General features: G+C 62.7%; 10 protein-coding genes. 6 read left to right on the top strand and 4 right to left on the bottom strand.

The features are described from left to right. Positions 1 to 111: 111 nt before the first annotated feature. Positions 112 to 1887, bottom strand: a complete 1776-nt coding sequence (msbA, locus tag MAIT1_RS08260; RefSeq protein ID WP_085441806.1) for a lipid A export permease/ATP-binding protein MsbA — start codon at positions 1885 to 1887, stop codon at positions 112 to 114. Between the two features lie 248 nt (positions 1888 to 2135). Here msbA and MAIT1_RS08265 point away from each other — a divergent pair, with 248 nt between their 5' ends. Together MAIT1_RS08265 and MAIT1_RS08270 are read left to right on the top strand one after the other, a co-directional pair. Then, positions 2136 to 3707, top strand: a complete 1572-nt coding sequence (locus MAIT1_RS08265) for a hypothetical protein (RefSeq protein WP_143814727.1) — start codon at positions 2136 to 2138, stop codon at positions 3705 to 3707. A 14-nt stretch (positions 3708 to 3721) separates the two neighbouring features. Next, on the top strand, positions 3722 to 4870 hold the full coding sequence (locus MAIT1_RS08270; protein WP_085441808.1) for a glycosyltransferase family 4 protein: 1149 nt from the start codon (positions 3722 to 3724) through the stop codon (positions 4868 to 4870). Positions 4871 to 5430: 560 nt separating this feature from the next. On the opposite strand, the gene MAIT1_RS08275 is transcribed toward MAIT1_RS08270, so the two are convergent. After that, complete coding sequence (locus tag MAIT1_RS08275) at positions 5431 to 6411, bottom strand: OmpA family protein (RefSeq protein WP_085441809.1); 981 nt, start codon at positions 6409 to 6411, stop codon at positions 5431 to 5433. 356 nt (positions 6412 to 6767) lie between these two features. Between MAIT1_RS08275 and MAIT1_RS08280 the strand changes: the two genes are divergently transcribed. From MAIT1_RS08280 to MAIT1_RS08290, 3 genes are all read left to right on the top strand, one after another. Next, complete coding sequence (locus MAIT1_RS08280; RefSeq protein WP_158089392.1) at positions 6768 to 7541, top strand: competence/damage-inducible protein A; 774 nt, start codon at positions 6768 to 6770, stop codon at positions 7539 to 7541. A gap of 98 nt (positions 7542 to 7639) precedes the next feature. After that, a complete protein-coding gene (locus MAIT1_RS08285; RefSeq protein ID WP_198947826.1) occupies positions 7640 to 8674 on the top strand; it encodes an ABC transporter ATP-binding protein in 1035 nt (344 codons plus the stop codon). Between the two features lie 4 nt (positions 8675 to 8678). After that, entirely contained in the window at positions 8679 to 10067 is a 1389-nt protein-coding gene (locus tag MAIT1_RS08290; protein ID WP_085441811.1) for a hypothetical protein, read from the top strand. Between the two features lie 208 nt (positions 10068 to 10275). On the opposite strand, the gene MAIT1_RS08295 is transcribed toward MAIT1_RS08290, so the two are convergent. Beyond that, positions 10276 to 10704 (bottom strand): GIY-YIG nuclease family protein, encoded by a 429-nt coding sequence (locus tag MAIT1_RS08295; protein ID WP_085441812.1) that lies wholly within the window; start codon positions 10702 to 10704, stop codon positions 10276 to 10278. A gap of 87 nt (positions 10705 to 10791) precedes the next feature. Between MAIT1_RS08295 and MAIT1_RS08300 the strand changes: the two genes are divergently transcribed. After that, entirely contained in the window at positions 10792 to 11217 is a 426-nt protein-coding gene (locus tag MAIT1_RS08300; RefSeq protein ID WP_085441813.1) for a hypothetical protein, read from the top strand. Positions 11218 to 11253: 36 nt separating this feature from the next. On the opposite strand, the gene MAIT1_RS08305 is transcribed toward MAIT1_RS08300, so the two are convergent. After that, positions 11254 to 12498 (bottom strand): NupC/NupG family nucleoside CNT transporter, encoded by a 1245-nt coding sequence (locus MAIT1_RS08305; RefSeq protein WP_085441814.1) that lies wholly within the window; start codon positions 12496 to 12498, stop codon positions 11254 to 11256. Between the last annotated feature and the right edge of the window lie 63 nt (positions 12499 to 12561).

Raw genomic sequence — 12561 nt, forward strand, 5'->3', positions numbered from 1 at the left:
GAAGTCCTTAACACAAGCGAATAGGGGAGCGCACGCACGTGCGCGCCACTCTTCTAGCCGCTTCCGGTCGATTCGTCAAAGGTCAGCGTGCGGAAAAGCTCAAAATGCGGCTTAATTTCCGATAGGCTCCTCATTGTGGAATTGGATGGCGTGCAGGCGGGCGTATTCGCCGCCTTTTTCCAGCAGTACGGCGTGGCTGCCCATCTCCACAATGACGCCATTGCGCAGCACCAGAATGCGGTCGGCGTTCTGAATGGTGGAGAGACGGTGGGCGATCACCAGGGTGGTGCGCCCCTCCATCAGGCGATCCAGCGCCTGCTGCACCAGTCGTTCGGACTCGGTGTCCAGGGCGCTGGTGGCCTCGTCGAGGATCAGTATGGGCGAGTCCTTGAGGATGGAGCGGGCGATGGAGAGGCGTTGGCGCTGGCCGCCGGAGAGTTTGACCCCGCGATCGCCGATCACCGTATCGAAGCCCTCGGGTAGTTTCTCGATGAACTCCAGCGCATTGGCGTCGGCGGCGGCCTGGCGGATTTTGTCCGGATCGTCGGAGCCGCCGCCATAGGCGATATTATTGCGCACGCTGTCATTAAACAGGATCACCTCCTGGGTGACCATGGAGATGCGCGAGCGCAACCCGCGCATGGAGATATCGCGGATATCCACGCCGTCGATCTCGATGGCGCCCTCGGTGACGTCGTAGAAGCGCGGCAGCAGGTTCACCAGGGTGGACTTGCCGCTGCCGCTCTGTCCCACCAGGGCGATGCGCTCGCCCGCACGCACGCTGAGGTTCAAGTCGCGCAGCACCGGCGGTAGGTCCGGCGCATAGCGGAAGGTGACGTTGTTGAAATTCACCCCTTGGGTGACGGCGGGGGTCTCTCGGGGGGCTGGGGGCGAGACGATGGTGGGGGGGATGTCGAGGAATTCAAACACCCGCCGCGCCGCCGCCAAACTCTCCTGTAGCGCATTGTTCAAACTGGTGAAGCGCTTGATGGGGGTGTAGGCCATGATCAGCGCGGTGAGAAACGAGAAGAACGCCCCGGTGGTGGTCTGCCCTTCGATGATGGCGTTGCCCGCATAGGTGATGACGCCAAAGATCACCAGCCCGGCAATGATGTCCATGGAGGGGTTGGAGACCGCGCGCACGAAGATCGCCTTCTTCTGGATGGCGAACACCGCTTTGGTGATGTGGCGGAATTCGGCGCGCTCGCGAGGCTCCATATTGAAGGCGCGCACCACGCGCAGACCGCTGATGGTCTGCTCCAGATGGGAGACCACGCTCTCCATGCGCTCCTGACGAATGCGCGAGAGTTTGCGCATGCGGCGGCCAAAGCGGTAGATGAGGAAGCCGGCGGCGGGCAGGCCGATGGCCGAGACCAGCGCCAGTTCGAAGTTCTGATAGAACACCATGCCCAGCAGCACGATGACGGTGAAACCTTCGCGGAAGATGTTGGCGATCACTGATGAGGCGGCGGACTTGAGCAGATTGGTGTCGCTGATGATGCGCGAGATGTAGCCGCCGGTGGCGTTGCCCAACACCTGCGCCATATCCAACGCGAGCAGGTGGTTGTACAGGCGCACTTGCATGGAGCGCACCACGCGCAATCCCACATACTCCATCAGATAGGTCTGCACAAAGTAGGCGGCGCCGCGCACCAGGAAGATGGCCAGAATCACCATGGGCACGATGAGCAGCATCTGCCGATCCTGTTTGATGAACAGGTCATCGAGAATCGGCTGCACCATATAGGCGATGGCGCCGTTGGTGCCCGCCATCACCATCATGGCGACCATGGCCGGCAGCAGCAGCCAGCGATAGGGCCACACCTCATCCTTGAAGCGCAGGAACAGCGCCTTGTTGTCGACGGTGTTGACGGGTTGCAGTGACATGGACCGGCTCAAAGCTGAAGGGAAACGGATGCGGCATCATAGCAGCGTGTGGCGCGCCGCGCATGGGCGTTTGCCACGCCAGGGGGCAACGCCGTTGCTGCATGCAGACCACATGCCGTTGGCGGCGCAGAGTGGACGGGGCTCAACTTGACAGCGACGGGGCGGCGCCCAATACTTTGGAGCGATTTTCCCCACCTCTTTATTGATCTGGCGCCCGTGGCGCGCACTCTGCTGACACAAGGGCTTGCATGGACAATCTGGGCTGTTCCGCCAAGGCGCATTCGGCGTCTTCACCACCTGCTACAGGATGGACCTTTGCGCTCAACTGGGCGGTTCCCTTGGTGGCGCTGGCGGTGCTGGCCTGTTCGTTGTGGCTCTATCAGATCAAGCGCGATTCGCTCTCGTTTGACGATATCGATTACCTGCCCACGCACTTGCGGATTATTGGCGACGACCATCGCCCGCTGCACGTCAACACCAATGGCAACTCCATGCTGGGGTTCTTCGCCATTGAGGGGCATCCGGTCAATGATGACAGCGGCTCGCTGCACCTGAGTCCGGCCATCCACCTGTTGCCGTATGTCTATCGCTGGGGCGGCGGCGAGGCGGGGCTGTTGGTATTCTACTTTCTGCTCAATGTGGGCGTTCTGTGGTGGATGGGGCAGCGTTTGATCGCTCTCACCCGCGACGTGGCTACTGGACGGCTGTTTGTGCTGGTGGGGCTGCTGCTGCCATCCTTCATGCCGCTGATGCTGTATGAGTTTGGTCCGTTCGTGGGTTGGGTTCCGGCGGCGCTGCTGTTCCTCACCGCCTTCGAGTGGCGCCCGCAGCTCAAATGGCTGCTGCCGCTATCGGCGTTTGGTCTGCTGTGGCGCGAGGACTTCACCGTCTTCATGCTCATCGCCGCGTTTATTCTGGCCCTGCGTGATCGGCCCCGTGAGAGTCTGGTGCTGGCGATTCCCGCCACCCTGTATATGGTCTACGCCTTCCACCACGACTCCCAAGTGGCCGCCGCCACGCTGCTGTTCCCCTCGCGGCCCCTGTTTCTGCTGGCTATTGCGGGCGGCGTGTTCTTTACCGCCTGGGCCGCACACCGACCCCTGTTCGACGGCTTGCGCCGATGGGATGCGGCCCATCGCGGGGTGATGGAGCTGCTGTTTATCGCGCCGTTTCTGCTCTATTACGTCGCCGGGATTCCCTCAGCCATCAAAGCGGACAAAACCGACCTGTCTAATGTGGTGGCGGTGATCAAATACGTGCTGCGCTCGCTGCTCATTGAGGAGCGCTATTTTCTGGTGTTCCTGTGGATGCTGTTTCTGTGGCTGGCGTTTGGGCCGGTGTGGAAGCGGGTGCGCGCGGCGGGCTGGTCGGCGCGGTCACGGCGCGTGGCGCTGGGTTTTCTGACCGTGCTGGTGGTGTGGTGCTGGCTGGATACACGCAATGATCTGCGGCGCTGGAGCGAACGCGTCGGATTGCGGGATCGCATGCTGGCCTTGGAGCCCGCTCTGGCCGCTGCGCCGAATCTGACGGCGCTGGACCTGAAGACCAATATGGCGCTGTTCCGTTTGCAGCGCGCGTTTGCCTGGGAGCGCCTGCCCGCCTATTGGGACGCTTCATTCCATCGCATGTACCCGGAGTCGGCGCCGCGCCTCAAACAGTTATTCGCCACGGAGGTGGGACAGTACGCCATCACCACCCACTCCTACCGTATGTTGCAACCGCTGTGGCAAGAGGCGGGCATCGCCGAGCGCATCGAAGTGTGTGAACAGACCGATATCTGGACCATCGCCCGCCATGTGGATCTGGGCGTCTGCCCGTAGGGAGCCAATCCGCCATGCGCATCGCCCTGGTGCTTATGCGTTACAACCCCTTTGGCGGCTTTGAGCGGCAAGCGGCGCTGTTGGCGCGTCATCTGTTGGATCAGGGGCACGCCGTGACGCTCATCTGCGCGCGCTGGCGCGGGGAACTGCCTGACGGCGCACGCAGCGTCACCGTTCCGTTCATCTCCGGAGCGTCCTGGCTTAAAGTGTGGTCGTTTGCCCGCGGCGTTTCCGCGCACTTGCAACAGCATGGTGGCGAGTATGATCGGGTGATCGCCTTCGAGCGCGCCCCCGGCGCCGACCTCTACCGCGCAGGCAGCGCCTGTCACCGCAGTTGGTTGGCCCTACGCGCCCAGCAGGGCGGTTGGCGCGACGCCCTGTCGCGGCGCATCAATCCGCTGCACGGTGTGATCAATGGGGTGGAGCGGCGCATTGCCGAGGACGCCCGTACCGGGCGCACGCGCATTATCACCCTGGCCCCCAGCGGCGCGGCGCAGTGGCGGGAGTATTACCCCATCCCTCCGGAACGATTCGCCATCATCCCCCCGGCGTTGGACTTCTCCCGCTTCGACAACCCGCCGACGCGGCAACAGGCGCGCGCAACGTGGGGATTGGCGGAGTCTGATCCGGTGTGGCTGCATGTGGGGTCGGGATTTCGCATCAAACGGCTGGGGCTGACCATCGCAGCCCTGGCCCAGGCGCCGCTGACGCATCTGTTGGTGGCGGGGCGGGATAAGAAATTACAGCGTCCCATGCAGGCGTTGGCGCAGGAGTGGGGCGTGGCCGAGCGGGTCCATTTTCTTGGCGGCGTGGATGATGTGGCCGCCTGCTACGCCGCCGCCGATCTGCTGGTTCTGCCGACGCTATTGGACACCTTTGGCGCGGTGACCGCCGAGGCGCTGTTCATGGGCTTGCCGGTAGCGGTGGGCGAGGGGGCGGGCTCGGCGGCGCTGATTGGCGGGGATGCGCGTATCGGGCGGACGCTGCCGCAGAAGATCACCCCCGAGGCGCTGGCGCAGAGCTGCGCGCAGTTGCTGCAAGCCGAGCAGTCATGGGATGAACAGCAGCGGGATGACGCGCGGCAGACGCGCCGACAGGCGGCCATGTCGTGTGCGCCGCAACGGGTATTCGCCGCCTATGAGGCGCTGCTGAACTCAATATAGTCGCTCGCATTCAAGAGTGAACACAGGGGTGTTGGAAGATATCGAGGGCTCCGCCCTCGAGCTCCCAAAACCCACACCGTGGGGCTCTGCCCCACACCCCGCCGCCGACCTGTCGGCGGCCAATATAGTCGCTCGCATTCATAAAGTGCACATATGGGCGCTGAAAGATATCGAGGGCTACGCCCTCGAGCTCCCAAGATCAAAATCCAAACCGTGGGCGCTGCCCACACCCGCTTAAGGGTCACAGACCCTATGACGATTTGGCAGGATGGCCAAATCGGACTCGCGCAGCGAGCCCGCAGGGTGAGGGCCATGGATGGCCCGAATCAATCCCGCCAAATTTCCTCTGGAAATTTGTCCCATAGTCAGCGCAAGACCAACCAGTGTCACGCAAACATTGAGCGCTTTGGATTTGTGTCATTCTGGATTCAAGCGGCTATAGCGCTATCGTGTGCTCGCATAGGGCGGGGCTTCTCAGCTCTTGGCGCAAAGGCAAATAAAAAGGGCGGGATGCTTGGCATCCCGCCCTTTTGTCCTGCTAACCGATCAAGCGGTCTGGATTATTTGACGTCCAGCACCACGCGACGGTTGAGGGCGCGGCCCGCTTTGTTCATGTTGCTGGCCACCGGGTTGCTCTCGCCGTAGCCCTTGGCGGTCAGCTTGCCGGCGCTCACGCCTTTGCTCACCAGGTACTCCATCACCGCTTGGGCGCGCTTGCTGGAGAGCTTCATGTTGTAGGTTTCCGAAGCGCGGCTGTCGGTGTGGCCCTGAATCTCCACCATCAGGTCGCCGCGGATCAGCATGGCGGCGACTTTGTCCAGCATGCCGGCGAATTCAGACTTGATCACGGCTTTGTCGCTATCAAACATCACGCCGTCGATCTTCCAGCAGCCCTGGGCGTCAACCTTGGCGCCTTTGGGGGTGCCGGGGCACTTGTCTTTGGAGTTGACCACGCCGTCCATGTCGTCATCCAGCTCACAGCCTTTGGCATCGACTTTGGCGCCGTAGATGGTGCCGGGGCACTTGTCTTTGGAGTTGACCACGCCATCCATGTCGTCATCCAGCTCGCAGCCTTTGGCGTCGACTTTGGCGCCATACATGGTGCCGGGGCACTTGTCTTTGGAGTCGACCACGCCGTCGCCGTCGCTATCGAGCTCACAGCCGACGCTGTTGACTTTGGCGCCGTAGGGGGTGCCGGGGCACTTGTCATCCATATCGGGCACGCCATCCATGTCGCTGTCCATGGGGCAGCCGGTGGCGTCCACTTTCACGCCATACTTGGTGCCGGGGCACTTGTCCAGGCGGTCAAACACGCCATCCATGTCGCTGTCTTTGTCATCGCCCATGGAGAAGTAGACCTGGGTGCCAGCAGCCGACAGCGCGGTGGGGCCCACCTGCGGGTGCCACTGCTCCCAGCCGCCGAAGCTGTGGTGGCCCGCGACCGGGGCACCCATGCCTTCCGCCTGGGCGGCGTTGGCGGCCAAGCCGGAAACGGCCAGGGCCGCAGCCATCATCAATGCACGATTCAGATGTTTTTTCATAACGCGATCCTTGATTGTCGTGATTCATTGCGCGCCCACGGCGGTTGACCGTTAGAGCACACTTATTCCAGTATCCGTGAACAGGCCAATAACCGTCGCGACTGAGAATCTCCTTGCCCGATACGCGATGGCGCCTTGGATGACGATTCCCGCCGCCAAGCCCACTCCTGTGCTGACGTCAATATCGGTCAAACTTACCGCTATTAAGCACCAAGGCTTGGCGCCGGTCAATTGATAATCGTGGAAATTCCGTTGTGTAACGCATTGAAAATATTAATTACAAAAATGCGGTAAATGGACTACGAAACCTGTGTGAAAATCGTGTGGCGGCGCAATTCGCGCAAATGAGGGGAATTATGCAGGAAATTCAACCCGCATCCGCTTTGATTATCGGCGATGAGATCCTCACCGGGACGCGTGTGGACGCCCATTTCCCCTGGCTGGCGCAGCAGTTGCCACAGCGCGGCATGCGCCTGCTGCGCGTGCAGTATGTTACCGATGCGGCGAAAGAGTTGCGCGCTGTGCTGGAAAATAGTTTCGCCAGTGGGGTGACGACGTTCTGTTTCGGCGGCATTGGCGGCACCCCGGATGACCGCACCCGGCAGTGCGCGGCGCAGGCGTTGGGGCTGGAGCTGGCGCGCCATCCCGAAGCAGTGGCGATGCTGGAAAGACGCTTCGGCGCGGAAGCCTATCCTACGCGCATCCGCATGACCGAGTTTCCTGTCGGCAGCGGGGTGATTCCCAACCCCATCAACCAGATTCCTGGATTTCATATCCGCAATCACTACTTCTACCCGGGCTTTCCGCAGATGGCGCAACCGATGCTGGAGTGGACTCTGGAGGCGCTGCTCAATCGACCACTGCGCGCCGCCGCCATGAATAGCCGCGTCCTGTGGATAGCGGGGTTGGGCGAGAGCGCCCTGGTGGCGCCCATGGAGGCGTGGGCGGCGCGCTTTCCGCAACTGGAGTTCACCAGTCTGCCCATGTGGGGGGCGCAATGTATCGAACTGGGGGTGCGCGGGGTGGAGGCGGAGGCCATGGCGCAAGCCTGGGAAGTGATGCGCGCGCATCTCACGGCGCTGGGCATCGACTATGCGGATGAACCGCCCGCAGGCGCCAACGCGGGCTGAAAACCGCAACGCTATCGGAAATCGTTGAAATTTGTTATCACTGAGGGGATTCCATTGCCCACGATAAACGTTTGAGCAAAACAGCGTCCGGTCGCGATATGAACGACACTGCCCAACAGATGCCCGACGAGGCCCTGCCCGCCGACGCCCCTGCGCCGCTTTTGACGCCGGACAAGGCGGCGCATGAGCCCATGGTGGTGGTGGAGAACCTGGTGTTTGAGTATCCCGGCAAACGGGTGCTCGACAACATCAGCTTCACCCTGCCGCGTCAGAGCATCACCGCGTTGACCGGGGCCAACGGGGTGGGCAAAACCACCCTGATGCGCTGTTTGGCGGCGCTGCATACGCCCTTTTCCGGACGCTTGCGGGTGGCCGGGGTGGACGTAGTGGCGGCGCCGCGCCTGTGTCATCGGCGCATCGGCTATCTGGCGGATTTTTTCGGGCTGTATGACGATCTGACGGTCTATCAATGTCTCTCCCACGCCGCCCGCGCCCATGGCGTGCGCGAGCCGCAAGCCGCGCAGTTGTGTGAAGGGGCGATTCACCGCCTGGGCCTGCAGAACCACTGCAACGCCCGCGCCGGTCAGCTCTCGCGCGGCATGCGTCAGCGGTTGGCTATCGGCCAAGCCATCGTGCACGAGCCGGAAGTGCTGCTGCTGGACGAACCGGCCTCGGGTCTGGACCCGGAGGCGCGGCGCAATCTGTCGCAACTGCTGTTGGAGCTGCGCGACTACGGCATGACCCTGCTGGTCTCCTCACACATTCTGGCCGAGTTGGAGGAGTACTCCACCCACCTGTTGATTCTGCGCGACAGCCGCCACATCCATCTACAGCAGATCACCGAGAACGACGATCACTATGAGCGCCGCTTGCGCCTGTCCCTGGCCGAACCCCGCCCCGATCTGGCCGAGCGTTTGGCGCAGGATCGCCACGTGGAGGGGCTGGAGTCCCATGAGGACGCGGTGACCTTCCTGTTCCATGGCGGCCGCGCCGAACAGCATGCGCTGTTGCGCGATCTGCTGGAGAACGGCTTTCCGGTGTGCTGTCTGAGCGAAGAGAAACTGCATCTTTCCGACGCCTATATGCGCGGCATCCGCAATGCGGATGCGCCGCGCTGGTCGGTGGAGGAGTAGGCGCATGTTCGCTCTGAACCCGGAATTCCGCCGCTATCTGTGGACCGAACTGACGCCCCATCGCATTGTCGCCATGCCGCTGGTGTTGGCGGGACTGTTCTATCTGACCTGGGTGACCCGCGACTATCAGAGCGTGTGGAATCCGCGCGATGCGGCGTTGGCGGGCTTTGGCGTGCTGATCTTCCTGTGGGGCACGCGCCTGGCGGGGGAGGCGGTCTCCCAGGAGGTGCTGGATCGCACCTGGGACAGTCAACGCATGTCAGTGCTCTCGCCGTGGTCCATGACCTGGTCCAAGCTGACCGGCTCGACCATTTTCGTCTGGTATGGGGCGATCATCTGTCTGCTGCTGTTTGTGGTTGCGCTGCAACGCCATTTCCCCTTTTTTCCCCAGGAACGGGCGTGGCAGATCATCGGCTGGGCGCTGGGGTGCGGCGCACTGAGCCACGCCATGAGTCTGCTGGTGAGCATCGTCTCGGTGACCAAACGTCGGCGCATCAATCGCCGCCGCGTCTCCGGCTTTCAGGTGTTGGGGCTGCTGCTGCTGGCGCCGTTCTTTTTCGGCGTGATCTACCTGCTCTACACGCCGTTGGAGGCGGAGCGCCAGGTGTTGTGGTATGGGCGCGAATTGTCGCTGGCCAAATTCCTGTTATTGAGCGTGTGGACCTTTTTCGCCTGGACTGTGCTGGCTATCGTGCGGGTGATGGGCGAGGAGTTGCAAACACCGCGCGCGCCGCTGGCCTGGGCGCTGTTTCTGACGTTTCTGTTCGGCTATGGGGCGGGCTTCGTCAACGTTACCGACAGTTTGAGCGAATACGACAACCTTATCGCCCGCGTCGCCTTCTGCCTGCCGCTGGCCATGGCCTTGACCTACTACGCGGCCATCGCCGAATCGCGCGATCTGATGGCCTATCGCCTGACCCTACACCATGCCCGGCGGGCGCAGTGGAAGCCGTTTTTCCACGCTCTGCCGCTGTGGTGGATCACCTACGGCGTGAGCATGGGGCTGCTGCTGGCGCTGCTGTTCATGCCATTGAGCGTGGATCTGGTCGCCTCCTCCATCATCCATGTGGGGGAGGGGGAAGAGGTGCATGTGAAGTGGGCGCTCATCGCCGCATTCCTGTTCATGACCCGCGACATCGCCCTGATGCAGATGCTGCATATGAACACCGCCGCCAAGCGGCCCGACCTGACTACGATGCTCTATCTGCTGGTGCTGTATGGCTTATTGCCCACCGCCATGCGGGTGATGGAGATCGGCGGCGCCACCCTGCCGCTATTCTACCCCATGGCGGGGTACGATCCGGCCCTGATCGTCGGGCCGCCGCTGGTGGAGGCGCTGGTGACCATCACCCTGGCATGGTCGCGCTGGCGCTCCATGATGCGTCGCGCTTAATTCGCCGCAATAAAACCAATACTGCACAGAACGAGCAATGTTTGCGTGATGCAGGTGGATCTGGCGCTGACTATTGGCCGCCGACTGGTCGGCGGCGGGGGCTGGGGGCCGCGCCCCCAGCGGGGCGTGGGGCGGCGCCCCACGGTTTGGCCTTTGGGAGCTCGAGGGCAAAGCCCTCGATATCTTTAATTATCTTATGCGTCTCGTTCTAGCCTGCACTGACCATAGACTGCCGCCACACGACAAATCCGCGCTGCTTGAGCAGGGTGCGGATGGGACGAATTTTCCCCACCACCAGCAGATGCGCCGCACAATGGCAATCGGATGCGCCCAAACGCGGCCACGCCGGTTGCGCGCCGACCTCGGGCGCCATCAACGCCTGCGCGGTGTCGCACTCCTGATCCACCGGGCTAATCCACGCCTGGGTCACCCGCACATCGCTGTGGGTGGTGATGTAGTCCGCATGCCAGCGCAGCTTTTTGGTGCGCGCCATATGCCGGGCAATGCGTTGATTCCACGCCTTTTTCGCCGATCCCACGTAGAGATGCCGACCACGCCTCAAGCGCACCTCCCCCAGTGCGCCCACCGTGACGGTGATGGCGCGCGCCACGTCGATCTCCAATACGTAACTGGCCACTCAAACTCCTCAGCGCAAACGCTGGCGCGGTTTTTGTAAGGCGTCAATCAGAGTACTTGCACGATTGCATGCTGTGAGGAGACGCACATGTTTACGCCGATGAAAACCACCCCCGTGGCCGTGGTCACTAGCGACGCGCAAACCGAGTGGGGCAGTGACTTCAGCACCCCCATCCACACCCAGGAAATTCTACAGTTTGTGGAGCGTTTGGAGCAGCTCAACGGACGCCTGCGCGGGGGCGAGTCCTCCCTGCTGGCGCTCAGTGACATCGCCGCCACCCTGGACCAACTGGCGCTGGAAGCGCGTCTATATGGTCATGAGGAGTTGAGCAATTTCTGCCGCATCGGCCGCGATGGCTTCTACGCCGCCGCCCAGCGCGTGGGCCGCTTGGGCGCTTCGGTGCGCGGGGTGTTGATCCAGCATCTGGGCATGATCCGCGCCCTCATCGATAGCGACGCCGACCAGGGACGGGAGGATCGCGCCCGTATCGTCAAAGCCCTGGCGGGAATTTGACTGCAGACCACTCCGCTGGCGCGCATCGCCCGCGCGTCAGCCGTTGAGCAGGCCGATCACCGCGCCGGTCATGCACACTCCCAAGGTTCCGGCGATGAGGGACTTCATCCCCAGCGCAACCACCTCGTCGCGCCGCTCCGGCGCAATGGCGCCCAGTCCGCCGATGAGAATCCCCAGCGAACCGAAATTAGCGAAGCCGCACAGCGCGTAGGTCATGATCAGGCGCGAGTGGGGCGACAGCGCCGCTTCATCCAGTTGCGCCATGTTCAGATAGGCGACGAACTCGTTAAGCACCGTCTTGACGCCCATTAGCGAGCCCGCCGTGGTCGCCTCGCTCCACGGCACTCCCATCAGCCACGTCACCGGGGCCATGATCCAACCCAGAATCCTCTCCAGCGTCAGCGGCGCGGCGGCCACGTCCGGCAGCGCGCCGAGAATCTGATTGGCCAGCGACACCAGCGCCACGAAGGTCACCAGCATCGCCACGATGTTGAGCAGCAGCTTCAAACCTTGCGTCGTGCCCTGGGTGACGGCGTCCATGGCGCCGCGCGCATCGCCGAAGAAGATGCCGGCGTCATCGGCGGTGCGGCCGCCATCGTCGGGCACCATGATGCGGGCGATGGTGATGGCGGCTGGAGCGCTGATGATGGAGGCGATGAGGATGTGGCTCAGGGCGTCGGGCACTTTGGAGCCGATCAGCGAGGCGTAGAGCACCATCACCGTACCGGCGATGCTGGTCATGCCGCAGGTCATCAAGGCGAACAGTTCGCTGCGGCTCATGCGCAGCAGGTAGGGTTTGATGAGCAGCGGCGCTTCGGTCATACCGACGAAGATATTCGCCGATGCGGCCACACCCAGCGCGCCGCCCACCCCCAGGGTGCGCTGCAGCGCCCAACTGAAGGCGCGCACCACCACCGGCAGAATGCGCCAGTGGAACAGCAGCGCGGAGAGCGCGCTCACCAGCAGCACCAACGGCAAGCCGCGGAACGCCAGCACATAGCCGCCGCCAGGGCTGCTCTCATCAAACGGCAGCGGACCGCCGCCCAGATAGCCAAACACGAACGACGTGCCCGCGCGGGTGGCCTGCTCCAACGCCAGCGCCAGTTGATTGAGGGATTGGAACAGGTGAAACAGCGGGTCGATTTTGGTCAGCGCCAGAGCCAGGAGAATCTGCAAACCGATGCCGGTCGCCACCATGCCTGGACTGACGGCGCGGCGCTGCTCGCTCAATATCCAGGCGATGGCGGAGAGGACGATCAATCCCAGGGCGCTTTGCAGCATCAACACGGCGCGATCCTTTCTCAATGTTTCGAGCAAAAAGCCCTACAGTGATGCCGGTTACAG

Origin of the sequence: Magnetofaba australis IT-1 (genome assembly GCF_002109495.1) — a bacterium.
Taxonomy (GTDB): Bacteria; Pseudomonadota; Magnetococcia; order Magnetococcales; family Magnetococcaceae; genus Magnetofaba; species Magnetofaba australis.

Bases quoted from the DNA above. Each gene is read 5' to 3' on its own strand.
- MAIT1_RS08265 (WP_143814727.1), top strand. From the start codon at position 2,136: ATGGACAATCTGGGCTGTTCCGCCAAGGCGCATTCGGCGTCTTCACCA.
- MAIT1_RS08275 (WP_085441809.1), bottom strand. From the start codon at position 6,411: ATGAAAAAACATCTGAATCGTGCATTGATGATGGCTGCGGCCCTGGCC.
- msbA (WP_085441806.1), bottom strand. From the start codon at position 1,887: ATGTCACTGCAACCCGTCAACACCGTCGACAACAAGGCGCTGTTCCTG.
- MAIT1_RS08305 (WP_085441814.1), bottom strand. From the start codon at position 12,498: ATGCTGCAAAGCGCCCTGGGATTGATCGTCCTCTCCGCCATCGCCTGG.
- MAIT1_RS08290 (WP_085441811.1), top strand. From the start codon at position 8,679: ATGTTCGCTCTGAACCCGGAATTCCGCCGCTATCTGTGGACCGAACTG.
- MAIT1_RS08300 (WP_085441813.1), top strand. From the start codon at position 10,792: ATGTTTACGCCGATGAAAACCACCCCCGTGGCCGTGGTCACTAGCGAC.
- MAIT1_RS08280 (WP_158089392.1), top strand. From the start codon at position 6,768: ATGCAGGAAATTCAACCCGCATCCGCTTTGATTATCGGCGATGAGATC.
- MAIT1_RS08270 (WP_085441808.1), top strand. From the start codon at position 3,722: ATGCGCATCGCCCTGGTGCTTATGCGTTACAACCCCTTTGGCGGCTTT.
- MAIT1_RS08285 (WP_198947826.1), top strand. From the start codon at position 7,640: ATGAACGACACTGCCCAACAGATGCCCGACGAGGCCCTGCCCGCCGAC.